At 37.7% G+C, this 24167-nt stretch carries 20 protein-coding genes; 6 read left to right on the forward strand and 14 right to left on the reverse strand.

The genetic code is table 11. The features are described from left to right. Nucleotides 1-162: 162 nt before the first annotated feature. From J3U74_RS02280 to J3U74_RS02305, 6 genes are all read right to left on the reverse strand, one after another. Nucleotides 163-558, reverse strand: coding sequence for a cytidine deaminase (locus J3U74_RS02280; protein ID WP_267329831.1), 396 nt, complete (start codon nucleotides 556-558; stop codon nucleotides 163-165). 29 nt (nucleotides 559-587) lie between these two features. Then, nucleotides 588-2564, reverse strand: coding sequence for a bifunctional 2',3'-cyclic-nucleotide 2'-phosphodiesterase/3'-nucleotidase (locus tag J3U74_RS02285; protein ID WP_267329832.1), 1977 nt, complete (start codon nucleotides 2562-2564; stop codon nucleotides 588-590). 24 nt (nucleotides 2565-2588) lie between these two features. After that, complete coding sequence (gene add, locus J3U74_RS02290; protein WP_267329833.1) at nucleotides 2589-3758, reverse strand: adenosine deaminase; 1170 nt, start codon at nucleotides 3756-3758, stop codon at nucleotides 2589-2591. Nucleotides 3759-4123: 365 nt separating this feature from the next. Continuing rightward, nucleotides 4124-5368, reverse strand: coding sequence for a nucleoside permease (locus J3U74_RS02295; RefSeq protein ID WP_220217736.1), 1245 nt, complete (start codon nucleotides 5366-5368; stop codon nucleotides 4124-4126). Between the two features lie 239 nt (nucleotides 5369-5607). Further along, nucleotides 5608-6324: a purine-nucleoside phosphorylase gene (gene deoD / locus J3U74_RS02300; protein ID WP_220217735.1), complete on the reverse strand. Its 717-nt coding sequence runs from the start codon at nucleotides 6322-6324 to the stop codon at nucleotides 5608-5610. 55 nt (nucleotides 6325-6379) lie between these two features. Then, nucleotides 6380-7609: a phosphopentomutase gene (locus J3U74_RS02305; RefSeq protein WP_267329834.1), complete on the reverse strand. Its 1230-nt coding sequence runs from the start codon at nucleotides 7607-7609 to the stop codon at nucleotides 6380-6382. 586 nt (nucleotides 7610-8195) lie between these two features. Between J3U74_RS02305 and murB the strand changes: the two genes are divergently transcribed. From murB to birA, 3 genes are read left to right on the forward strand one after another with little or no spacing between them, the layout of a single operon-like run. Then, nucleotides 8196-9206: a UDP-N-acetylmuramate dehydrogenase gene (gene murB, locus J3U74_RS02310; RefSeq protein WP_267329835.1), complete on the forward strand. Its 1011-nt coding sequence runs from the start codon at nucleotides 8196-8198 to the stop codon at nucleotides 9204-9206. Nucleotides 9207-9217: 11 nt separating this feature from the next. Then, complete coding sequence (locus J3U74_RS02315) at nucleotides 9218-10342, forward strand: MFS transporter (protein WP_267329836.1); 1125 nt, start codon at nucleotides 9218-9220, stop codon at nucleotides 10340-10342. After that, entirely contained in the window at nucleotides 10335-11288 is a 954-nt protein-coding gene (gene birA, locus J3U74_RS02320; RefSeq protein ID WP_267329837.1) for a bifunctional biotin--[acetyl-CoA-carboxylase] ligase/biotin operon repressor BirA, read from the forward strand. Before J3U74_RS02315 ends, birA begins: the two co-directional genes overlap by 8 nt. A 75-nt stretch (nucleotides 11289-11363) precedes the next feature. Here birA and J3U74_RS02325 read toward each other — a convergent pair whose 3' ends face one another. From J3U74_RS02325 to J3U74_RS02345, 5 genes are read right to left on the reverse strand one after another with little or no spacing between them, the layout of a single operon-like run. Further along, nucleotides 11364-12479 (reverse strand): ABC transporter permease, encoded by a 1116-nt coding sequence (locus J3U74_RS02325; protein WP_267329838.1) that lies wholly within the window; start codon nucleotides 12477-12479, stop codon nucleotides 11364-11366. Between the two features lie 19 nt (nucleotides 12480-12498). Next, nucleotides 12499-13617 (reverse strand): ABC transporter permease, encoded by a 1119-nt coding sequence (locus J3U74_RS02330; RefSeq protein ID WP_267329839.1) that lies wholly within the window; start codon nucleotides 13615-13617, stop codon nucleotides 12499-12501. Beyond that, the gene (locus J3U74_RS02335) at nucleotides 13614-15344 is read right to left on the reverse strand and encodes an ATP-binding cassette domain-containing protein (RefSeq protein ID WP_267329840.1); all 1731 of its coding nucleotides are present in this window, start codon (nucleotides 15342-15344) and stop codon (nucleotides 13614-13616) included. The genes J3U74_RS02330 and J3U74_RS02335 overlap by 4 nt, the downstream gene beginning before the upstream one ends. A gap of 11 nt (nucleotides 15345-15355) precedes the next feature. Further along, entirely contained in the window at nucleotides 15356-16345 is a 990-nt protein-coding gene (gene hlyD, locus J3U74_RS02340; RefSeq protein WP_267329841.1) for a secretion protein HlyD, read from the reverse strand. A gap of 17 nt (nucleotides 16346-16362) precedes the next feature. Then, nucleotides 16363-16857, reverse strand: coding sequence for a MarR family transcriptional regulator (locus J3U74_RS02345; RefSeq protein WP_220217726.1), 495 nt, complete (start codon nucleotides 16855-16857; stop codon nucleotides 16363-16365). Between the two features lie 366 nt (nucleotides 16858-17223). On the opposite strand from J3U74_RS02345, the gene J3U74_RS02350 reads away from it, so the two are divergent. Both J3U74_RS02350 and J3U74_RS02355 read left to right on the forward strand, forming a co-directional pair. Then, nucleotides 17224-17487 carry a type II toxin-antitoxin system RelE/ParE family toxin gene (locus tag J3U74_RS02350; protein WP_267329842.1) on the forward strand — a complete coding sequence of 88 codons (264 nt, stop codon included), beginning with the start codon at nucleotides 17224-17226 and terminating at the stop codon, nucleotides 17485-17487. Then, a complete protein-coding gene (locus J3U74_RS02355) occupies nucleotides 17484-17786 on the forward strand; it encodes an addiction module antidote protein (protein ID WP_065561131.1) in 303 nt (100 codons plus the stop codon). The genes J3U74_RS02350 and J3U74_RS02355 overlap by 4 nt, the downstream gene beginning before the upstream one ends. 836 nt (nucleotides 17787-18622) lie before the next feature. On the opposite strand, the gene J3U74_RS02360 is transcribed toward J3U74_RS02355, so the two are convergent. Next, a complete protein-coding gene (locus J3U74_RS02360) occupies nucleotides 18623-20950 on the reverse strand; it encodes a zinc/cadmium/mercury/lead-transporting ATPase (protein ID WP_267329843.1) in 2328 nt (775 codons plus the stop codon). A gap of 142 nt (nucleotides 20951-21092) precedes the next feature. Here J3U74_RS02360 and J3U74_RS02365 point away from each other — a divergent pair, with 142 nt between their 5' ends. After that, a complete protein-coding gene (locus J3U74_RS02365) occupies nucleotides 21093-22301 on the forward strand; it encodes an MFS transporter (RefSeq protein ID WP_220217724.1) in 1209 nt (402 codons plus the stop codon). Nucleotides 22302-22344: 43 nt separating this feature from the next. On the opposite strand, the gene surE is transcribed toward J3U74_RS02365, so the two are convergent. Beyond that, on the reverse strand, nucleotides 22345-23127 hold the full coding sequence (gene surE / locus J3U74_RS02370) for a 5'/3'-nucleotidase SurE (RefSeq protein ID WP_267329844.1): 783 nt from the start codon (nucleotides 23125-23127) through the stop codon (nucleotides 22345-22347). A gap of 11 nt (nucleotides 23128-23138) precedes the next feature. Further along, nucleotides 23139-24005, reverse strand: a complete 867-nt coding sequence (locus J3U74_RS02375) for a neutral zinc metallopeptidase (protein WP_267329845.1) — start codon at nucleotides 24003-24005, stop codon at nucleotides 23139-23141. Nucleotides 24006-24167 lie beyond the last annotated feature (162 nt).

The following is a 24167-nucleotide window of genomic DNA, read 5'->3' on the forward strand; positions in this document are numbered from 1 at the left end:
TTCTCTCTTTATAACAATAAAACTAATTAGCTATTTGTTTGGCTTATATAACGTGTTAATTACTTTGGATAAGCCGAAAAACATCGGCTTAATAGTAGCAACGACAATAAACACAGGTAATCGCTAAAACCTTAAATATCGTAGTGTCTTGTTTGGTAAAAACTAATCTAAATCACTCGGTGAAAAAGACCAAGGTAATAATTCGCCGACCGTTGTTTCTTGTATTTTGCCCTGCATATTAGTCAAAATAACCGGCATATCTTTGGCGCAAAATTCACTAATTACTTGACGACATGCGCCACAAGGTGAAATTGGTCCCTCCGTGTCACCTATAACCACCAGTTTTTTAAACTTACGCTTACCTTCTGAAACCGCTTTAAAAATCGCTGTACGCTCAGCACAGTTAGCTAATCCGTATGAAGCATTCTCAATATTACAACCTAAAATAGCTTCATCATCTTCAGTAATCAGTACAGCGCCTACTTGAAACTTAGAGTAGGGCACATAAGCTTTAGAACGTGCGGTTTTAGCCAGTTCAATCAGTTTTTCAATTTGCATAGTAATAATCCTTTGAATCTTAAATTGTGCTATTTATTTTTTGGTTGATGACTAACCGCTGATTGCAAGTCTAATTGGTATACCCCAAAACCTAATTTATCTTTTTCCAGATAATTAATTTTATACAGTGAATTTTTTTCAATAAAGGCTTTAGCTTCATCAGTTGGGGACGACTCGAAACGAATATCCAATTTGGTTTTACTCTTTATTGGAGAAATTCGCCAATTATTATCAACTGTCACATTAACCACCCCGTCTTTTTTGGTGGTGTTGCTAATATAAGCAGAAAGAATAACTCTTAAGTCATCAGGTGAATTAAATTTAACATTTTTACCGCCAGTGCCCGGGAATGCACCGGTATAGGCTCGATAATTATTGGTCGCAATCAAAAATGCTTGTTTAGGATCAATCGGTTTTTGCTTATAAGTCAAGTTTTTGATTCGCTCAGAATCGGCATTAATTAACTGACAATTACCGTCATAACGAGCGGGTTTAGTAATGTCGATTTCGTAACTAACGCCATCGATCGTATCGAAATTATAAGTTCTGAAATGATCCCAATTTATTAAGTATTGTGGTTTGGTCGATTCAGTATCAATTTGATTATAAACGCCGGCTGAACACTCAAGCCACTCTTTCACCTCTTGGCCGGTAATTTTTACCGCTGACAATAAATTAGGATAGAGATAAATATCAGCGGCATTTCTAAACGTCAGATCGCCTTTTTTAACATCCACAAAGGCAGTTGGATCGTTTTTTCGCCCACCAGCTTTAAACGGTGCAATAGCAGATAAAACAGGGAGATTATCCAGATCCGGATCACCTTGAATAAACTGTTTTACATAAGCAATCTGCGCATCACTAATAATTTGTAGCGCTGAGGTATCTTCAACTAAAGCTAGATAGCTATTGATATCAGTTGATACTTTACCAATCGGTTTGCCGACAAATTCACGGGTACCTTGATGATCTTCTTTAAGTGCATTGATAATTGTTGTATCAACATCGACCAGCGCTTGTTTAGTTTTGACATCATAAATTGGACGAGCTTGAGATTGACCAGCCGTGACTTGCCATTTTGCTTGATCACCTTCAAGCACTAAATCAACGACCCCTAAATGGCTGCCCCATTGTCCGGGCATTACTGCCGGCACATTGTTAATATTGCCTGTTTTAATGTCGGTATTTGGCAGTGAGCTAAAATCCTCGCTTGGGAAAACGCCATGAGCATGACCGAACATAATTGCATTGATGCCTTCAACTTGGCTTAAATAGTATACAGAGTTTTCAGCTAAGGCTTTATAAGGTTCAGACGAAACGCCGGAATGTGGAATGGCGATAATGACATCAGCACCTTGTTTTTTCATTTCAGGAACTAATTTTTTAGCCGTTTCGGTAATATCTTTAACCTCGACTTTACCTTCTAAATTTAACTTATCCCATTGCATAATTTGGGGCGGAACAAAGCCAATATATCCAATGTTGACGGTATGTTTATTCCCGTCTCTGTCAATAACAGGCGTTGGGATAATGATATATTGTTTAAAAAACGGTTTACCGGTTTTGGCATCATAGACATTGGCGTTAATATAAGGGAATTTAGCGCCGGCTAGGCTTTTTTGTAAAAAATCTAAGCCGAAATTAAACTCGTGATTACCAATGTTTCCAACAACATAATCCAGCGTGTTCATCGCTTTATAAACTGGGTGTATCTCGCCGTCTTTCAGTCCTTTTTTGACTGCATAATCAGCCATAGGACTGCCTTGAATTAAATCACCGTTATCAACCAATACGCTGTTTTTTACTTCATTTCGAGCTTGATGAATCAAATTAGCGGTTTTAGCTAATCCAAAGGTATCAATAGATTGGTCTTTAAAATAATCATAATTCATCATGTTGCCGTGCAGATCGGTTGTTTCAATAATTCTTAAATCAACCGTTGCGGCATGGAGAGCGCCAGAAACGAATAGTGTTAGTAAGGTTAAAGTTAATTTGTTTTTGGTCATGTACATCTCCTTTTCGCAATATTGTTATTCATTAACAAGTACTAATAATCTATTTTGATATTTGATAAATCGCTCAATTATGGCAGGGTGATATTGATGATTGTTGATTGCCAATTGTAAACAATGCTTATCATTTTCGGTAAAAAATGACAGCGCTAAATCGGTTAATCGCATTTTTTCCGCATCTTCAACAAAAGCGGCATCGATACCGCATAGCGTAATATCGAGTAATTCCAGTCGAGTAAAGTTAAAAATCGATTGCGCCAAATGGTACTCTTTTTCAATATCAGTACCAAAAATGCCGGCATCATCAGTATTTAAGGTAATAGGCACGCCTTTATCATAAAGTTGTCGTACCGGATGATTGTGGATATCACCATGTAATTCATTGACTAAAATTCGGTTACTGGTAAGGGCGATTTCGAGTGTGATTTTTTTGCTGACTAACTCATCAATGAGTTTTTGATTTTCAATGGCACGAATACCATGCCCGATTCGGTCTGCACCATGTTTAAGCGCTTGAATAATACTTTCAGCACAATCAATCTCACCAGCATGATAAGATTTTTTTAAATTCAATTTAGACGCAAGTTGATGAGCCTTTTCAAAATCATCAAAATGGCCGGCTTTCTCATTACCAGCGATATTAAATCCGGTAATAAATGGATGAGGATTATTTTCAATAAATTGCAGTGTATCGTACACCACATCAACACCTAGATGACGTACGCCAATTACATGGTATCTGACAGTAATATTATGTTCTTTTTGAACATCAATAATCGCCTTATCCATTTGTTTTAGTGTTTGATGAAATCTTTGTTGATCCCAAATGACTTGATTATCGGTGTGCGTTGCGCAGATATGATAGGGTGACAAAAACAGTTCGCAGTATATTAAACCTTGTTTAGCATTTCTGCTTAGAAAATCATAAGTAATGAGGTAGTAATCTTCGGGCGTTTTGACGAAATTTGAAACAGTGTCGTAGGTTTGAATAAATTGAACAAAATCAGTTTCATCATATTGATAGCGACCATTTTTATATTCATTTTTATCGTATTGGCCGGGTTGATAACATAAAGATTGGGGAAAAGGGAGATGATTTTTATCGGCTAATTTTTTAGCCATAAAAGGGGTAATGCTACCTTCGACATGTTCGTGGAGTATGACTTTAGGATCTATTTGCTTATTCATCGAGTATTTATCTATTTAAGTAAACTTCTTAAGTACTTAGAATAGTGAAAATTAAGTACTAACTAAGTGGCTTTTGTCACGATTAATCGCTAATTGCAATCTTGTGATATTTTACCTTGATATGGGGTATCTTTTCCATACATTTTGTGTGACTTAACGCTATTTTTGTGAAGCAGGTTGGTTTTTTTGAGAGCTGGCAACAATCATGATTGCTGCCAGCATATTGGTACTAAGTTTAGTTGTATCTCAATATTTTATACATTAGCTAGCCATTTTTTTTGTTACATTGGTTTAACAATGAAATGGCTAACGCTGTATAAGCAGAAGTAAGTTTTTAGGCTTACCTCACTATATTAATTGGCAGCTTAAGCGGTTTTTTGCTCTGCACTGTCATTTTTAAATATTAACATAAATATAATGGCTAAAACTAAAGAATAGCCAGCAAATACTAACCACACATTATGCCAATCGATGATATTTTCACTTGACGTAAAACGGTCAACAACAATACCACTAATCATCGAACCTAAATAAGCGCCTAAACCATTGGTCATGGTCATAAATAAGCCTTGCGCACTATTACGGATACTGGTTGAAACGGTTTTTTCAACATACATTGAGCCAGAAATATTATAAAAATCGAAAGCACAACCATAAACTATCATCGATAAAAGCAATAAAATAAAGCCAAATGGCGACGGATCACCATAGGCAAATAAGCCAAATCGTGCAACCCAAGCTAACATACTAATTAGCATCACATATTTAATGCCTAAACGTTTCATAAAAAACGGGACAAATAAGATAAATACCACTTCAGAAATTTGCGAAATAGAGAGCAGTACTGAAGGATACTTGACCACTAAACTATCAGCATATTCAGGGATCTTCTCAAAATCGTGTAAAAATGGATTACCGAAAGTATTGGTTATTTGTAAAATGCCACCAAGGAGTACGGCGAACAGAAAAAAGATCGCCATTTTAGGTTGTTTAAATAATACAAAAGCATCTAGCCCCAAAGAACTTAATAATGATTTTTCTTTGGTCTCATTTTTGGTGGTTTGGATTAAAGGCAATGTTAATGAGTAAAGGCTAAGTAAAATAGAGCTGCCGGCAGCAATATAAAGTTGCATGTTGCTCAATTCTAATTGTAAGAAGCTAACTAACCACATGGCGACAATAAAGCCAATTGTTCCATAAATTCTTATACCCGGAAATTGTGTAATAACATCCAGTCCTTGAGATTCTAAACAAGAGTAAGAAATCGAATTTGAAATAGCGATAGTTGGCATAAATGCTAAGCAGTGAATAAGCATCACAATCATCATTAAAAATGGTGAAGTGATTGAAGCAGCTAAAAATAGTGTTATCGCGCCGATTAAGTGGCATAAAACATAAAGGCGGTTAGCCGGGATCCAGCGGTCGGCTACTATGCCGAGTAAACTTGGCATAAATAATGAGGCAATTCCCATAGTCCCATATACAGAGCCAACTTCAATGCCGGTAAATTCCAATTTACGCATCATATAAGAGCCTAAAGTAATTAACCAGCTCCCCCAGATGAAAAATTGAAAGAAAAATATAACTTTAAGTTGTAACTTGGTATTCATTTCGATTCCTTATTAAATGAGATCTTTTATAACCTATCTATTAACTATTAATGAATAAATTTAAAACTTGTTACCACAGAATCAATCCCGATTTACTGGTGATAACACAATAAGCCTGAGTGACTAAAATTTTATAAGCACTTAACTCGATAAAAGTTGATTAACCAATAGTACCCAAAGTGATAATTTTAACACCTTGTAATTAATCAAAAAAAAATGGCAGAAATCTGCCATTTTTGTTAATTTTGGTTTAACAATACTGATTCGAGCGCAACAGTTATCATCTCTTTAAAGCCAAGCTGACGTTGTTCAGCTGACATGGCTTCACCTTTACGAATATGATCCGATACGGTGCAAATTGCCAAAGCTTTTGCGCCATACTCTGCTGCTACACCATAAATACCAGCGGCTTCCATTTCGACACCTAAAATATTATATTTTTCCATGACATCAAAAAGTTCCGGCTCAACGCTATAAAAAAGATCGGCTGAAAAAAGATTACCAATTTTAACATTTACATCTAAGCTCTTAGCTGCATTGACTGCATGACAGATGAGATCGAAATCGGCAATCGCTGCAAAATCGTGATCTTTAAAACGTAATCGGTTTACTTTTGAGTCAGTACAAGCGCCCATACCGATAATAACATCGCCCAACTTAACATCCGGGCTAATTGCTCCGCAAGATCCGATGCGAATGATATTTTTTACGCCGTAAAACTTTACCAGCTCGGTAGCATAAATAGAACAAGACGGAATGCCCATTCCATGCCCCATAACAGACACTTTTTTTCCTTTATAGTAACCGGTAAAACCTAACATAGATCTGACGTTGGTGACTTCCTTTGCATCTTGTAAAAATGTTTGCGCAATAAATTTAGCTCGAAGCGGATCGCCCGGCATTAAAACAGTTTGTGCAAAATCATTTTCAGCAGCATTAATATGTGGGGTTGGCATCAAATTCTCCTGATGATATATCTAAAAAATGTATTACTAAAATAAAACTGGTTACTTATTTGCGGATAAATGATTCACCATATTCCATTGGCGATAAATCAAAATAATCAGCAACGCTCTGCCCGATATCAGCAAAGGTTTTACGATGACCTAAAGAACCAACTGGTACACTGTCACCATAAACAAGAACAGGAATATGCTCACGAGTGTGATCCGTTCCTGGCCAAGTTGGATCGCAGCCGTGGTCTGCACTGATAATCAATAGATCACCCGGCTCGATAAGTGCAAGCATTTCCGGTAAGCGTTTATCAAAATATTCTAACGCTGCTGCATAACCTGCAACGTCACGTCTATGCCCATAAGATGAGTCAAAGTCGACAAAATTTGTGAACACAATGGTATTATCTTTGGCTTGTTTAATTTCGTTAAGTGAGGCATCAAATAGAGCTTCGATACCGGTTGCTTTAACTTTTTTAGTGATGCCAACTTGCGCATAAATATCGGCGATTTTACCGATTGAAACCACGGTACCTTGTTTTTCATCAACCAGTTTTTTTATCATGGTTGGAGCAGGTGGCTCTACTGCTAAATCATGACGGTTACCGGTACGAACAAATTCGCCAGCTTTTTGACCGACAAAAGGTCTGGCAATAACACGCCCAATGTTGTAATCACCTTTATTGAGTTCATCACGAGCGATTTCACAAATTTCATAGAGTCTATCTAATCCGAAAGTTTCTTCGTGACAAGCGATTTGAAATACCGAATCGGCAGAGGTGTAAAAAATCGGTTTGCCACTTTTCATGTGCTCTTCACCAAGGTCATCAAGAATAATGGTACCCGAAGAGTGGCAATTGCCAAGGTAACCGGGCAATTTAGCACGAGTGACAATATTATCTAATAGTTCTTGCGGAAAACTGTTGGTGGTGTTGGTAAAATATCCCCAATCAAAAAGTACCGGTACACCGGCTATTTCCCAGTGGCCAGAAGGGGTATCTTTACCGGAAGAAATCTCACTAGCATAACCATATGATCCGATTATTTCGCCTTCGGTAGCCATGCCTTGCGGATAAGATCCGGTCGATTCATATGCAGCTTCAATTAAGCCTAATTTGCCTAAATTAGGTAAATGTAATGCACCTTTACGACCTTCATCGGCATTACCTAAGGCACACTCTTGAGCGATATGACCTAATGTATCTGAACCTTCATCCCCATATTTTTTTGCATCTTCTGCGCCACCGATCCCAAAAGAATCTAGGATCATAATAAATACTCTTTTCATAATTTCCTCTAAATCTTAACTACCACTTGGTAACATATTAAAGAAATATGTCACCTAAAACCGTGATCTAACGCCCATTTGTCTATTTTATTAAAACCATTGCCAACATGGCTAGACTTTCAGAGCTATTGATGCTCATTTTAGCCTAATTTATAAAAAAGATCGTTCGAATAGTTATAATACATGATAAAAAAAAACAAAAAAGATTTGCGCCTTTGTTTAATTGAATATATAGGCGACATCAATCTTTAAATAAATATTATTTAAATTCAATAGCTTATAGTGCGTAGTTCAAAAAAAACATTATGATACCTATTGGTATAAGCCGATCAAGTGAAAATGGTTTAACAATTGATAAAATATCTTGCCTCGTTGTGATAAAATAGTCGATCTAAATTGTAGATAAAAATTTATCGCTAGTGATTAATTTACGCCTTTTGACAAATTAACTTAAGACAGCTTGTAAAATCTAAAGCCTATCTCACTTAATTTTATAAAGTTTAACCCTAGTTGTTATATAAGTTGTTATATAAATCGGTAGATTTAACACGTTTTGCGTGTATAGATAAAAATAAGGTCATTATTAATGAAACAAAAAATTCCAAATACTTTTGCGCTTGATGTTTGTGCTGACAATGTTGTAACTGCAACCACCATTTTACAGCTTAAGCAAATATGGGAAAATAATGTACCGAATCAACCTATCATGATAATTGGAGAGGGTAGCAATACGCTTTTCACAACCGATTTTGCCGGCACTATTGTGGTTAACCGTATTAAAGGAATCACCATTACCGAAAACGATACACATTGGCTTTTACGGGTTGGCGCTGGGGAGATATGGCATGATCTTGTTTCGCAAACTGTTGAAAAAAATATTCCGGGGTTGGAAAATTTAGCATTAATTCCCGGTTGTGTAGGCTCCGCACCGATTCAAAATATTGGCGCATATGGGGTAGAGTTCCAAAAAGTGGCGGATTATGTAGAGTTACTGGAACTGGCTACAGGTAAAATAATTACTGTCACTGACGGGCAGTATGGCTATCGGGAAAGCATTTTTAAACACCAATATGACGTCGGTTATGCGGTAATTGCTGTCGGCATTAAACTTGCCAAAAACTGGCAACCGGTATTGAGTTATGGGGAATTAAGAAATTTTGATCCGCAAACTGTTACCGTCAAAATGATCTTCGATAAAGTGTGTGAAATTCGCCGTAGCAAATTGCCCGATCCGAAAGTGTTAGGTAATGGCGGTAGTTTTTTTAAAAATCCAGTAGTCGATAAAATGGTGGCCGATAAGCTACTTGAAATTTACCCAACTATGCCTATATATCCACAGGTAAACAATCAAGTTAAATTAGCCGCAGGTTGGTTAATTGATCAGTGTGGTCTAAAAGGCTATCAAATTGGCGGTGCAGCTGTACATCAGCAACAAGCATTGGTATTAGTTAATAAAAATAACGCAACGGCGCAAGATGTCATTGCTTTAGCTCGCTATATCAAAAACGCAGTTTACCAAAAATTTTCGGTGCACCTGTCGCCAGAAATTCGATTTATTGGTGCAACAGGTGAAATTGATGTGGATAATTATTTATAATCAATAAAATTATGAGACATTCGTATTCATTTCCTATTTTATTAACCAGTTTATTATTTGTCACCATCGCCTTATCAGCTTTAAATACTCAAGTACCACTTTGGTTGGTACGTGAAGATTTTTCGCTAGGGCAAATTGGCTTAGTTGGATCAAGCTATTTTACCGGCAATTTGGTGGGTACTATTATGGCAAATTGGTTTATTAGCCGATTTAATGCCAGATATACTTACACCTATAGTTGCCTTATTTTTGCTGTAGCAACCATTGGGCTAAGTTTTTCAATGGATTTTTACAGTTGGGCGATCTGGCGATTTTTTATCGGTATTGCTTGCGCTGTCACTTGGGTCGTCATTGAAAGCTGTATATTAGTGACCGGTTCAGTGCGCACACGTGGCAAAATGCTAGCTATCTATCTCACCACTTACTATTTAGGAACAGTATTGGGGCAAGCGCTATTACAGTATTTTCCTCAAGATGTGCTCTATTTTGGTTTAGTCATTGCGCTGTTAATGGGATTAGCGATTTTATTTATTTTACTAACTCATTACAAATTACCGAAAAGAAAGCAAAACAGTTTCAATATTATACCGATGATTTTATATAAACCGTCTCGGCTCGGTCTGATTGGTTGTATGATAGCCGGTATGCTAATTGGTTCGCTCTATTCGTTAATGCCAGCTTATTACTCTCATTTGGGCTATAGCAATAATCAAGTGGCAAATTGGATGATTTTATTAATCTTATCCGGCGTGATAGCGCAAATGCCAGCAAACTACTGTGCCGATAAATATGGTCGACGAATCGTACTACTGATTGAATCGTTGCTAACGGTGGTAGCTTGCTTGATGTTGGTATTTAATTTTTATTCTGTGCTCGCAATTATTTTATTAGGCACCACCATTTATACGATCTATCCAATCTCGATGGCTTGGGCGTGTTCGTGTGTTCGAAAACAAGAGATTGTGACGATGAATCAAGCGATGTTATTAACCAATACCATTGGTAGTTTAATCGCACCGGCTATTATCGCTTTTATTATGGATATGACCAATAATACCTATTTATTTGTCAGTTTTGCTATAATCTCACTCTATTTTGTCGTTTTATTACTAAGAGAGCGAGCCACTGATGCGTAGCCAACAAAATCCGCTTAAATTAATTGAAATATTGGCAGACGGTAAGTCTCATTCCGGCGAAGAGCTTGCCGCTGTATTTGGTATTACTCGTGCCGGAATTAATAAATACATTAAAGTCCTGCGTGAGTGGGGTATTACTTTAAACTCTATTCAAGGTAAAGGTTACTGTTTAACCTCACCATTGGATCTATTTAATAAAGCTAAAATTGACCACTATTATGGCGCTGATAGTGATGTTGAAATTTTACCGATCATTGATTCAACTAATCAATATCTACTCGATAGGATTGACACGTTACAATCGGGTCATAGCTGTGTGGCTGAATTTCAGTCTAAAGCCCGAGGGCGAAGAGGGCGCAAATGGTTTGCCCCGTTTGGCAGTAACCTCTATTTTTCCATGTATTGGCGATTAGAGCAGGGCATTGCAGCGGCAATGGGGCTCAGTTTAGTGGTTGGCATAGTGATAGCCGATACGTTACGGGAATTATCCGGGCAAGATATTAAAGTAAAATGGCCCAATGATCTTTATCTTAATGATCAAAAGCTCGCCGGCATTTTAATCGAACTTGCCGGAAAAACGGGCGATTATGCTCATGCTGTTATCGGTATAGGTGTCAATCTGAACATGACCAATCCCGATACCGACATTGTCAATCAAGCGTGGGCTAATTTAGGGCAGGTTGATCGCAATTTGCTGGTTGCCAAAGTGATTAAAGCGCTAAAAGTGAATCTGATTAAATTTGAGCAACAAGGATTAACCGCTTTTATGACTGATTGGAACCGTTTGGATAATTTTATTAATCGACCGGTTAAATTATTAATAGGTGAAAATATTATTCGAGGTATTGCCAAAGGCATAAACGATCAAGGTGCTTTATTGCTTGAACAAAATGGCACAATCAACGCCTACATCGGTGGCGAAATCTCATTACGCAGTGATGAGTAACGGGATCTGCCTGTTTCTACAGGGAGACCAGCATTGAATCGATTTAAACACCTTACGACTCAATACCGATTAGTTCTACACATACTTTTTAAAAAGATAATATGCAATTCCCCCTAATGAGAGGGTGATTGCATATAGCTTCCATAAACTTTGCCAGATGATTGTAAAACTGACATCTTTTAAATAAATCTGTTTAGTTAATTCGATAAAGTGACGAACTGGGTTTATTTCAGTTAAATACTGTAAACATTTTGGCATGTTCTCAATTGGCGCAATAAAACCCGAGAGTAAAATCGCAGGCACCATAAAGGTAATAATGCCAATAAAAGCTTGTTGTTGCGTTGAGCAAAGCGCTGAAATAAATAATCCAAATCCAACCAAAGATAATCCGTAAGTTATCATACATAAATAGTAATAAGGCAGTGAGCCTTGAAAAGGGATGTGATAGATCAAAACACTGGCGGTTAACACCATAGTACCTTGTAATGTGGCAACGATAATTGCAGGGATCGCTTTACCTATAAAAATTTGCCAAGTCATTAAGGGGGAAATACGTAATTGGTCAAGTGTACCTTGTTCTCGCTCACGTGCCACCGATAGTGAGGTGACAATCATCACACCTATCGTCGTAATTAAGGCAACCAGCGACGGTAAGATGAAATTTTTATAGTCTAAATTACTGTTATAACGGTGACGGACAATTAATCCGGTATTATCTTGCACATTATTTTGTTGTTGATATTGCATAATAATTTGCTGAATATAGTTGGCAGCAATTTGTGCACTATTTGATTTACGACCGTCTAAAATAATTTGGATTTGTGGTGATTGCCCGCTGAGTAACTTACGGGAAAAATCAACAGGTAATTGCACAACCACTAAGGCTTTTTGGTGATTAATGATGTCGGTTACTGCTTGCTTCGAATCTAATATAATCACTTTAGAAAAACTACTGGCATTAGCTAGCCGATCAATTAACTCCGTGGTGGGTTGATCTACCGTTGGTCGATAAATTGCAATCGTTGCATTATTAACATTCAACGTCGCTGCGAATGGAAAAATAAAAATTTGCAAAAGGACTGGTATGATTAAGATAGTGCGAGTTTGCTTGTCTTGCCAAAGTAGGGCTAGCTCCTTTTTAATTAATGTTACAGTTCGGTAGAAAGTCATATTGTTGATAAATCTTAGCATGGTCTTTATTCCTGTAACCTCAATCTAATTGCATATGAGTTTTTTTGAAGATCACCATAAATAACAGCAACAAACACATCAGTAAAAATCCAACATTAATCAACATCACTGAAAAAATATCGCCAGCTAAAAATAGTGTTTGTAAGATGTTGACGTAGTAACGTGCAGGAATGATATAAGTAATAATTTGGATGATAGCTGGCATACTATTAATCTCAAATACAAAACCTGAAAGCATGACCGCGGGTAAAAATGCAACATTTAACGCTATCATCGCTGCATTAAATTGATTTCGAGTAACGGTAGATATTAATAATCCCAGTTGCAAAATAACCCATAAATATAGGCTGCTTAGTATTAATAATAGCCAAAATGATCCTCGGAAAGGCACATGCATAATACCAACTGTTACCAGAAAACAGAGAATTAAAGCAAGTAACCCAATGAAATAATAAGGGATCAGTTTGGATAATAAAAACTCCAACTTGGTCATCGGTGTTGATAGCAATGCTTCCATCGTGCCACGTTCCCATTCACGTGCAACGACTAACGAAGTCAAGATTGATCCAATAATAGTCATAATTATGGTTATCGCACCGGGTAAAATAAAATTCTTGCTAATCGCAGCTGAGTTAAACCAGACATGGGAAGTGATATCGACAATTGGCTTACTGTTAATTAATTGATGTTGACTTTGTTGCTGTAACCAAATTTGCCAAATGCCGGTTAGATAACCTTGTACAAAATTAGCGGTATTCGGTTCACTGCCGTCGGTAATTAATTGAATTGTTGCTTGTCGATTTTGTACTTGTTGAGCAAAATTAACCGGAATAATCAGCATGCCTCGAATTTGCCCGGCATTTAATTTTGCTGACAATTGCGAACGATTATCCGAAAATATGGGTTCAATATATGGGGAGCCATTTAAGACCTGAACAAAATCATGAGCAGGTTGGCTAGTTTGCTCAACCAGCACGCCAATACGTACTTTATTGGCGTCTAAACTAATGCCATAACCAAATAAAAACAGTAATATCAATGGAATGATGATAGCCATAATCCAACTGCTGGGGTCACGGATAATCTGTTTCATCTCTTTTTGACAAAGTGTTACTGTTCGGCAGAGTGAAAAACTCATTTTGACGCCCTCAAGTTAGCATCGTTCACCAATTTAATAAAAGCTTGCTCCATAGTGGCATTGCTTGCGACCGATTGCTTAAGTTGGTTAGGCGAGCCTAAAGCAATTAACTTACCGCCATTAATTAATGCAATACGATCACAATATTCCGCTTCATCCATAAAGTGTGTGGTGACCATAACCGTAACACCTTTTTCGACTAAACTGTTAATATGGATCCAAAATTCACGGCGAGTGATAGGGTCGACGCCTGATGTTGGCTCATCGAGAAACACAATATCGGGTTTATGCATTAAAGCGCAGGCTAACGCTAATCGCTGTTTAAATCCTAAAGGAAGTGATTGCGGAGTTTGGTCTAAAATTGGCTCAAAGCTAAATGCCGTTATCATCTCATTAATGCGCTGTGTTTGTTCGCTACCCATTAAGCCATAGATGCCCGAAAAGAAGTTTAAATTTTGCTGTACGGTTAATTTGTCGTATAAAGAAAACCGTTGAGCCATATAGCCAATGCGCTCTCGCACTTGAGTAGCACTTTTTTTGAGGTCAAATCCCAATACTAATGCCTGCCCACTACTAATCGGTAATAAACCGCACATCATTTTAAAAGTAGTGGATTTGCCGGCACCATTGGGACCTAATAAGCCAAAAATTTCACCACGCTTAATAGTAAAATTGACATGATCAGTTGCAATGAAATCTCCAAAAGTGCGGGTCAAATCCTTTGCTTCAATGACAATATCATCAGGCAAACCGGTAACATTCGGCATAATTTTAGTTAATATTGATTCTTTATTAGATATGCCGCCCAAACGATCAATAAAAGCATCTTCAAAACGCCCTGCGGTGGGTTGATAGCTAATATTAGCTATTTTAAGGTTTGCTATAACTTGATCAATAGACTCATTAAGTTTGAGTATTAAACGAATACGATCACCTTCAATCACACCGTCACTAATTTGTGGTAGTTTTAATGCCGCTCGCAATAATTGACGATGTGAAATTGGCGAAGAAAGTAGATAAACCCGATCTTTAACACGTTGAGTCAAACATTGTGGTGCACCTTGAAAAAGCAATTCTCCCTGATTCATAAGTAAAATTGTTTCACACTGTTCGGCTTCATCAAGATAAGAGGTGCTCCAGATAATTAACATTCCTTCGTTCGCTAATTGATGAACCATATGCCAAAGTTCCTGTCGTGAAATAGGATCTACCCCAACTCCGGGCTCATCAAGTAATAATATTTGTGGATCACCGAGCAAAGTACATGCTAATCCTAGTTTTTGCTTCATTCCACCCGATAACTTACCCGCCAGTCGCTCGGTAAACCTTGCCAAATCAGTGAATGTTAGTAATTTGTCAAACATTTGTTGGCGCTCATCTTTTTTGATATGGCGCAGATCAGCAAATAAATTAAGATTTTCAATAACGGTCAAATCTTCGTACAGCCCAAATTTTTGTGGCATATAACCTAGCATTGCTCGCAATTGATCACGATCATCAATCGGATTGTATTGCGCAACTTTAATTTGACCGGAGCTTGGTGTTAGCAAGCCTGCTAGCATTCGTAATAACGTTGTTTTACCGGCACCGTCTGGTCCAACTAAACCTGTTACACCATGGGCAGAAATTGTGGTTGATAAAGGTTTTAGTGCAGTAGTGACTTGATGATCTTTATGTTCAAACTGTTTTGTCACCTTATCGAGTACTATTTGCTGACGGTTTTGCATAGATTCGCTCGTTATTGGGCAAATTTTATTGTTACCGGCATGCCTTGGCGCAACATATCATCAGCTTGACCTTGGCCGGTTTCATTGATTTGAATACGTAAACGGTAAACTAAATCAGTGCGAAGTACTGGGGTTTCAACTGTTTTCGGTGTAAATTCGGCCGTGGGAGATACAAAGCCAATTTGTCCAACATAAGGTTTATCCGGCTGAGAATCGGTAAAGACATAAACCTTTCTTCCGGGTATGGCTTGATGTAAATTAATTTCGTCGATATAGGCTCGTACCCAAACCGGCCGATCTAATGAAATGGCATAGATCGGAGAGCCGGCAGTCAACATGGTGCCGGATTCAACTGCTCGGGTTAAAATTGTACCTTGGGAAGGTGCATAAAGTTCGGTATCTGATAAATTAAGCTCAGCTTGGGCTAGCTCTGCTTGCGCAGCTTGCACGGTGGCTTGTGCTGCTTCAATCTCTTCTTTACGATAACCATTAGTAAGCTTTTCAAGCTTTTGTTTAGCGGTTTGTAAATTAGCTTTGGCTTGATCACGTAAAGTTAAACTGTTATCGAATTGATCTTTAGATATTGAAGATGATTTGATTAATTTCGCCATACGCTGATAGTTATTTTCAGCATAATCATAACTTGCCTGATACTGTAAAACTTGTGCAGCGGCTTGAGCCACTTCTTCTTTGCGATATCCGTTTATCATTAAATCAAGTTGCGCTTGCTTAACCATTAAATTGGCTTTAGCTTGATTAACGGCGTTTTGATAAGGTTTAGCATCGAGTTTGGCTAATAGATCGCCTTGTTTAATAGGATCACCTTCTTCATAATTCAATTGCATCAAACGCCCTGACACACGAAAGCTACTGTTTACTGTGCGGATATCAACATTACCATATAAAACTAATGAAGAAGGGCTTTTGTTAATAAACCAAATTGCACCGCTGATTAGAATTATTATTAACAATAATAGCGGGATAAGTCGTTTTTTTGTCATCGATATTCTCGTTTAGTTTACTGCTCAAGGTGTTTTAAAAGTTTTAGTAAGATTGAGCGCAATTGTTGACGTTCTTCTTGGCTGATAATTTGCCAGGCTTGAACAACCCTTTTTTCGATAGGGGGGATTTCATTTTTAAAAAAATTGATCCCTTTATTGCTTAAAATTAAACAGTGTGAGCGGCGATCATGCGGATCAGCTTGTCGTATAACTAATTCATTTTTTACCAATGTTTCTACACATCGAGTCACTTGCACCCGAGAAAAATGGGTTAATTCACTGAGTTGCGACGGTTTGACTCCTTCAGGGTGAAAGGTGTTTATGACTAATAAAACAGCAAATAATTTATCATCCAGTTGGTATTGTCGGTAGGCTTGATTTAGGTTTTCTAAAAGTGCTTCAGTGCTAAACTGCAATAAACGACTTAAGAAGATCTCATCATAATTTGAAGACATTCCACGAGATTTAAATTTTTCAATCAGTTGTTCAACCGTTGCAATAGGGATTGCCATAATATTACCTTTTCAATATAGTTTCATTTGAAACTATATCAAATGAAATTATATTTCGCAATCATTTAATCTATTCATCAGTTAAATACCCAATTAAAAATTCAGTTAACGTTTGTGCTAATTTTTCCTTATCTTTTGTGGCTATTTCACGACATCGTTTGGTATACCTGTTTCAACATCGATTGTTTTATTCATTATTATTTTTATGATTAACATCAATATAAGCATTAGATAAGTTTTGGTAACAATATAAATAATTAAAATTGACAACTACAGTTGACATGTTGGTTGTGTAAGATAAAATAGTTTTAAATTAAAACAGGAATAAAGCATGATTACTGTAAGTTATACACCGTAAATGGAAAAATGGTTAAGTCGCTTAAGGATAAAACTGCAGCAGCTAAAATTAAAGTTCGAATTCGTCGTATGCAAGAAGGTAATTTTGGTGACGTTAAATCTGTAGGTAGCGGTGTATCAGAAATGCGCATTCACTGTGGAAAAGGGTACAGGGTTTATTTTGCTAACCGCAATAATGAAATTGTTATTTTATTGTGTGGTGGTGACAAGGATACACAACAAACAGACATTAAAATTGCTAAAGAATTAGCAAATAAATGGTGTTTATTATGACTACAAAACTAAAAACTTTTGACGTAGTTGATTTTTTAAATACTGATGAAGAGATGCAAGAATATTTAAATGCCGCAATAGAAGAAGGAGACCCTAAATTTTTATTTATTGCACTTGGTGATATAGCTAGAGCTAAAAACATCAGTCAGCTTTCACGTGATACAGGTATAAGCCGTGAGGGTATTTATAAAGCATTATCAGGTGAGGGGAATCCTACTTTTAATACAATCTTTAAAATTGTTCAAGCATTAGGTTTGCAAATGCAGTTTTCCTCACAAAAACATGCAGATTGTTGTTAACTGAGCATGGAAAATCTAATGTAGATAGACAAAATCAAATCAAACCTAAAGCTCGCAATTGCGGGCTTTTTTATGTCTGGAGAAATTATGGCTGCAGAAATGACATCGCTAAAACTGAAAATTGATGTGCAAAGCGTCGATGGAGCAAGTAAAAAATTAGACGAGTATTCTCTATAAGTAGCGATAAACGTTTTACATATAAAAAAAAGGATGAGGATAGAAGGAAATCGAGATAGTAAAACGAAAAAGCAGAAGAAAGAGTTCCCAGTATTCACAAGCATAAAACCAACATTATAACCAGATAAACTTAATTAATATTATACTCAAATTAATTTATCCTTTTAGGCGAAAGTACAGTTATTATATGAAAAGCAAGATGAACATATAACCGCTTTCTCGAAAGAAAAGATATTACCATTTACGAATTGTGAAATGAGGTTCTATGACAAATTGGTTAGATTTGAAGATAGTAATGGTAAATCATGTTTAAAAGGTGAAATGATAGAAAATGGAAAATCTGTTATTCATACTTACCCATTGTTTTATCACAAGCCCAAAAACTCCGACGAATTACAAATAATAAGATAAATAAAAAGGCGGGTAAATCAGCTTTTTTACTGTTTTTATAATCGTGAAAACCTGCCGATACATTGCTAACCTGTTTATATATGAACGGCAGAGGCTAACTTAAAATAGTTCCATTTAAAGAATAAGTTACCAGAAGGGATTGCGTACAATATCCCTTCTTTAATAGGTGTAACAATAAAAGATAGATTATGCCATTATAAAAAGTCGAAAACTTATCCTTTAAAAAAGTTAAAATTCGCTGTTCACCCTTATTTTTTTACCTTAAGCAACCTTAACGCATTGGCTGTAACAATCGCTGTGGTACCCGAATCAGCTAATACTGCAAGCCAAAGCCCGGTTAAGCCAAATAGACTGGTAATTAAAAATATCAACTTTATCCCTAATGCTATGGTGATATTTTGTTTAATATTTCGATTGGCAAAACGTGCTAAGCGAATTAACGTTGGTAAACTCGATAGACTATTTTTGCTGAGGGCGACTTCGGCTGTTTCAAGGGCAACATCGGTACCGCTTCCCATTGCAATGCCGATTGTTGCGGCTTTCATTGCCGGTGAATCATTGATTCCGTCCCCAACCATGGCAATGGTGGTAGTTTTGCCGATTTTTTCAATCTCGACCAGTTTGTCAGCAGGTAATAACTGAGCACGGTAATCCATCCCTAATTGTCCGGCAATCGCTTTAGCGGCTCGTTGATTGTCACCTGTGAGCATCAAGGTTTTAAGACCGAGTTGGTGGAGTGCCTTAATGGCTGGTTTTGCATCTGTTCGCAAGACATCCTGTAGCGCGATAATCCCCAGTAATGCTTGATCTGTGACGGCGACCACGACGGTTTTGCCGGCATTTTCCAGTTGTTCGATGAGCTTGGCATCATCGTTTATCAAAGGGACTGAGACAGTGTCAATTTTATTGGGTGAAACAACATAATAGATGTTTTGGTTTAGCTCGCCTTGAATACCAATACCGGCAATGGCTTTACGATTTGTCGCTTCACTAAACGTGATATCTTGTTGTTTGGTGTAATCCACAATAGCTTTAGCTAAAGGATGATGTGAGCCGCTTTCAATTGATGCAACTATAGCAAGCAAGTCATTGACCGCTAAGCCTCGATTGATAATATCGGTCACTTGCGGTTTTCCTTCCGTTAGTGTGCCGGTTTTATCAAAGGCAATCATTTTTAGCGATCCAATGTGTTCCAGCGCGGCGCCACCTTTAATCAATACTCCTAACTTGGCGGCACTCGATAATGCTGAAGTGATGACGGCAGGGGTTGAGATCACCAACGCACAAGGGCAGCCAATTAATAATAGTGTTAATCCTCGATAGATCCATGTATACCAATCTTCACCCAAAAGCAGTGGTGGTATAAGGATAACCAACAAAGCAAACAGCGCAATAGCCGGTGTATAATAACGGCTAAATTTATCAATAAAACGCTCAATTGGCGCTTTGCGCTCTTCGGCATCTTCGATCAATTGCAAGATGCGATCAACAGCGTTTTGCCCTGCTTGCGAAATCACTTTGAGTTGAATGGTATTATCAACCACCAGTGATCCGGCTAAAATCTTATCGCCATATAGGTAGTTGACCGGGATCGATTCGCCGGTTAAGGCGCTTTCGTCAATATTGGCTTGTTCACTCACTAAGATAACATCAGCCGGTAATCGCCCGCCGGATGAAATTTCGATAATATCGTCTGGTTTCAAACTGTGGCTGGCAACGGTTTTACGCTTACCGTCGATAATAATAACAGTCTCTTCAGGCATGAGCTTAGCAAGGGATGAAATGCCTTTCTTGGCTTTATTTGTTGCGATCCCTTCAAGCATTTCACCTATCATAAATAGAAAAATCACCATGGTGGCTTCTTCAGCTGCGCCAATAAATAGTGCGCCAATTGCCGATATACTCATTAACGATTCAATCGCAAAGGGTGTGCCACTGCGAGTCAATAAAATCGCCTCTTTTAATATCGGTATCAGCCCGATAATAGCGGTGGCAATAAAGGCATATTGACCGGCTTGATGATTAAACAGCGTAATAAGATAACTGATAACAATTAACGCGCCCAATATGGCTAAAGGTAATAACGCTTTTTTATCGATTATATGATTATGTTCATGTTGATGATTATGATTGTCCGATGATTGGAAAATAGGGGTATAACCTAGTTCGACAACTTTATCTTCAATTTGTTTAATTATTTTTTGATCTTTTTGCGGAACTAACACAACCAACTTTTCAGTTGAAAATGTGATTTTTGAGTGAGTAATATTCGGAAGAGTTTTAATGCCATTTTCAATTTTTTTAGCGCAATGGGCGCAATCCATACCTTGAATTTTCCAGATAAGCTTAATGTCTTGGCTTTGCCTTTCGGGATCTTCGGGTGGATCACTAATGTCATTTTTGGCGCTACTATCTTGTTCTTGTCGCCCAGCACTCGCCACGCTGTTTTGCGTTTGATGAGTATCGGCACTCTGTGCTGATTGTTGATGATGATTATGCGCAATATTATGACATTCACCTTGGCAATGATGATGACTATCATGATGTTGCTGCGTAGATTTGTTATTATATAACATAACGTTACCTCGTCTTGTTGATGATTTTGATTGTACGCTTAATTGTAGAAAAATAAATCATTTTTTAAGCTATTATTTTTTCAATACCTAAGCGTATGTTTTAAGTATATAATTAATGACACTTTCATGATTGAGATAAGATATGTCTAGTATTCCTTCGTTTCGCCAACGGCAAGGCGTTATTTTTTCGGCTTTTTTATTTGCAACCTTTGTCATTGGGGTAGCCGGTGCATTACAGTCACCAACCTTAAGTCGATTTTTATCGGTTGACGTTAATGTTGATCCTCGCTTAGTCGGTCTCTTTTTCTCGGTGAATGCTTTTGCCAGCATTATTGGTAGCTTTTTATTGGCAAAATATTCTGATAAAAGGGGCGACAGGCGCAATATTGTCATATTTTGTTGTTTAATGGGGGTTGCCAATAGCCTTATTTTTGCCTTTTCCCGTAACTATTACTTATTAATTACGCTCGGCGTACTATTTGCTGCGCTCTCCTCCGCTGCGATGCCGCAAATTTTTGCTTTAGCTCGTGAATATGCCGTGAAAAGCGGACGAAATGTTGTCGCCTTCAACTCGTTGATACGGGCACAACTGTCACTTGCTTGGGTCATTGGACCACCTTTATCGTTCGGATTAGCGATTGAGTATGGTTTTACCACCATGTATCTGAGTGCCATGTCGATGTTTATTGTCGCGATGATCTTTGTTGCCATTTTTTTACCTTCCGTTGAAAAAAATCCGACTTCTGAGCTACCTAATAACGTTGATTTACAAGCGGCAAATCAACCTTTATTTAAAAATAAAAATGTAGTGTTTTTATTACTATCAACGGTCTTTATGTGGACAGCAAATATGATGTATATCATTGATATGCCTCTGTACGTACAATCGGTATTACATCTTTCTGATTCTTTACCGGGATATCTAATGGGATTGGCTGCCGGGATTGAAATACCGGTTATGATCATTGCGGGCTACTTAGTGCCGATGTTAGGCAAAAGAAATCTATTTTTTATCGCCATAATCTGCGGATTGATCTTTTATATCGGTATGATTTTATTTACCGATGAGTGGATCTTATTTGTGTTACAGCTATTTAATGCACTTTTTATTGGCATTGTGGCAAATATTGGGATTATCTACTTTCAAGATCTGCTACCAACCCGAATGGGCGTTGCATCAACCTTGTTTAATAATGGTATCATCTGTAGCATTATTATAGCCGGTATGCTTCAAGGGTTTGTATCTGAATCTTACGGGCATGAAATTATCTATTCGATCGCCTTAATTATGGTCGCTATATCATTGATATTTTGTGCGCTGGTCAAAGAGGTGAGAACAAAAGTCGATTAATACTGGATAATACGTCTTCCTAAAAGGAAGACGTAACAATGCGCTATTTCGCCACAAAATTTTGCTTTAAGACTTCATAAAATGCATTATCTGTTCGCTCATAACTTAAAGGCGTAATTGCAATAAAGCCGCCATTGGTGGCATCGAGCTCTTTACTTTCGTCAATAATTTGTTGATTACGTTTTGCTCTAAACCAAAAATAATCGTTTCCTTCAGGATCGGTTGTTGGCGCAATAATAAATTTGCTTACATCTGCTGCCCCTTGTTTGGTTATCTTCACGCCATTTATATTGTTAGCTTTACAAGCCGGAAAATTGATATTAAAGCAGATATTTTTAGGTGCCGATAACGCCAATAGTTGCCGAATAACTGATTCGGTATGATGTATTGCACAATCCCAATCGGTTGGCTGATTATCTTCGGTGGTTGATTGGCTTAATGCCATTGCCGGCACACCGAGTGTCATTGACATCATAGCGGCACCGACTGTGCCGGATAAAATGGTTTCAAACCCGACATTAGTGCCATTATTGATTCCCGACAAAACTAAATCGGGCAGATTGTCTACCATTAAATATTTAAGCGCATACAAAGCACAATCCGCGGGCGTACCATAAACGGCATACTCTCTATCACCCCGCTGAGCAACCCGAAAGGGTGATTTTAAGCTAACGGCACATGAAACACCGCTTTGATCAAGCGCCGGCGCAACTACCCAAACTTCATGGGCAATTTTTTCGGCAGCTTCTTTTAAAATATTAATGCCTTTGGCATCGATACCGTCATCGTTGACTAATAAAATACGATTTACTAATTTATTAAACATCTTCTTTCCTTTTAATTTCCTTGCTGTGTGAAGGTATTACACTGATTAATCAAACCACTATCAAATCCTCGTTTAAACCATGTATAACGTTGTTGCGATGTGCCGTGAGTAAAGCTATCAGGTACTACATAGCCGGTACTTTGTTGCTCAAGCCGATCATCGCCAATCGCTTGCGCTGTCTGTAATGCTTGCTCAATATCGCCTACTTCTAACAGATTTTGTTGTTTAATCGAATTACCCCATAAACCGGCATAACAATCGGCTTGTAGTTCAAGTTTAACTGATAATTGATTTTTGGTAATTTCAGATTGTGACTGCTTTAATTGTTCAACTTTATTAAAGGTACCAAGCAGATTTTGCACATGATGCCCAATTTCGTGAGCGATGACATAACCTTGAGCAAAGTCGCCACCACCGCCAAGACGCTGTTTCATCTCTTGATAAAAAGAGAGATCTAAATAGACGGTTTTATCTAAACTACAATAAAAAGGCCCCATTAAGGTTTGGCCGGCGCCACATGAAGTTTGGGTCGAGCCGGTATAAAGAACAAGTTTCGGTGGGATATACGTTTTGCCTAAATGTTGAAACTCTTGTCGCCAATAATCTTCTGTACTGGCTAGAATAACCGATGTAAATTTTGCGGCATCGGGATCGGGTTGCATATATGCAGCTGAGGATTGTTGGTTGTCGTTAATATCAATGATACCGGAATTGAGTAAACCGGATAAATCGATGCCATAATAACCGGCAACGATAACAACCAAAAATAGTACGATTTTACCTTTACCTCCAATTGGGATATTAATTCCCGTTCCACTTCCTGACTGTGAGCGGCGATCTTCAATATTATCACTCTCTCTTTGGTCTCTCCAACGCATAGGGATTACCTCATCAGTTTAAGTGAAATCATTGTAAAGGATAACTAACAAGGATTCTACATTAAGATAATATTATTAAACGACGCTAACTTAGAAAAGGGTGCAGTGAATGGCTAAAAATGACCGATAGTGACAACTAAATCTATCACTGACTTGCCGGGT

It is taken from the genome of Gilliamella sp. B3892 (assembly GCF_026536305.1).
GTDB lineage: Bacteria > Pseudomonadota > Gammaproteobacteria > Enterobacterales > Orbaceae > Gilliamella.

Excerpts from the sequence above, each read along its gene's own strand:
- J3U74_RS02355 (WP_065561131.1), top strand. The coding sequence starts at position 17,484 with ATGACTACAAAACTAAAAACTTTTGACGTAGTTGATTTTTTAAATACT.
- J3U74_RS02315 (WP_267329836.1), top strand. The coding sequence starts at position 9,218 with ATGAGACATTCGTATTCATTTCCTATTTTATTAACCAGTTTATTATTT.
- hlyD (WP_267329841.1), bottom strand. The coding sequence starts at position 16,345 with ATGACAAAAAAACGACTTATCCCGCTATTATTGTTAATAATAATTCTA.
- J3U74_RS02295 (WP_220217736.1), bottom strand. The coding sequence starts at position 5,368 with ATGAATACCAAGTTACAACTTAAAGTTATATTTTTCTTTCAATTTTTC.
- J3U74_RS02280 (WP_267329831.1), bottom strand. The coding sequence starts at position 558 with ATGCAAATTGAAAAACTGATTGAACTGGCTAAAACCGCACGTTCTAAA.
- J3U74_RS02305 (WP_267329834.1), bottom strand. The coding sequence starts at position 7,609 with ATGAAAAGAGTATTTATTATGATCCTAGATTCTTTTGGGATCGGTGGC.
- J3U74_RS02360 (WP_267329843.1), bottom strand. The coding sequence starts at position 20,950 with ATGTTATATAATAACAAATCTACGCAGCAACATCATGATAGTCATCAT.
- J3U74_RS02285 (WP_267329832.1), bottom strand. The coding sequence starts at position 2,564 with ATGACCAAAAACAAATTAACTTTAACCTTACTAACACTATTCGTTTCT.
- deoD (WP_220217735.1), bottom strand. The coding sequence starts at position 6,324 with ATGCCAACCCCACATATTAATGCTGCTGAAAATGATTTTGCACAAACT.
- murB (WP_267329835.1), top strand. The coding sequence starts at position 8,196 with ATGAAACAAAAAATTCCAAATACTTTTGCGCTTGATGTTTGTGCTGAC.
- J3U74_RS02325 (WP_267329838.1), bottom strand. The coding sequence starts at position 12,479 with ATGCTAAGATTTATCAACAATATGACTTTCTACCGAACTGTAACATTA.
- J3U74_RS02335 (WP_267329840.1), bottom strand. The coding sequence starts at position 15,344 with ATGCAAAACCGTCAGCAAATAGTACTCGATAAGGTGACAAAACAGTTT.
- birA (WP_267329837.1), top strand. The coding sequence starts at position 10,335 with ATGCGTAGCCAACAAAATCCGCTTAAATTAATTGAAATATTGGCAGAC.
- J3U74_RS02330 (WP_267329839.1), bottom strand. The coding sequence starts at position 13,617 with ATGAGTTTTTCACTCTGCCGAACAGTAACACTTTGTCAAAAAGAGATG.
- surE (WP_267329844.1), bottom strand. The coding sequence starts at position 23,127 with ATGTTTAATAAATTAGTAAATCGTATTTTATTAGTCAACGATGACGGT.
- J3U74_RS02375 (WP_267329845.1), bottom strand. The coding sequence starts at position 24,005 with ATGCGTTGGAGAGACCAAAGAGAGAGTGATAATATTGAAGATCGCCGC.
- J3U74_RS02350 (WP_267329842.1), top strand. The coding sequence starts at position 17,224 with ATGGTTAAGTCGCTTAAGGATAAAACTGCAGCAGCTAAAATTAAAGTT.
- add (WP_267329833.1), bottom strand. The coding sequence starts at position 3,758 with ATGAATAAGCAAATAGATCCTAAAGTCATACTCCACGAACATGTCGAA.
- J3U74_RS02365 (WP_220217724.1), top strand. The coding sequence starts at position 21,093 with ATGTCTAGTATTCCTTCGTTTCGCCAACGGCAAGGCGTTATTTTTTCG.
- J3U74_RS02345 (WP_220217726.1), bottom strand. The coding sequence starts at position 16,857 with ATGGCAATCCCTATTGCAACGGTTGAACAACTGATTGAAAAATTTAAA.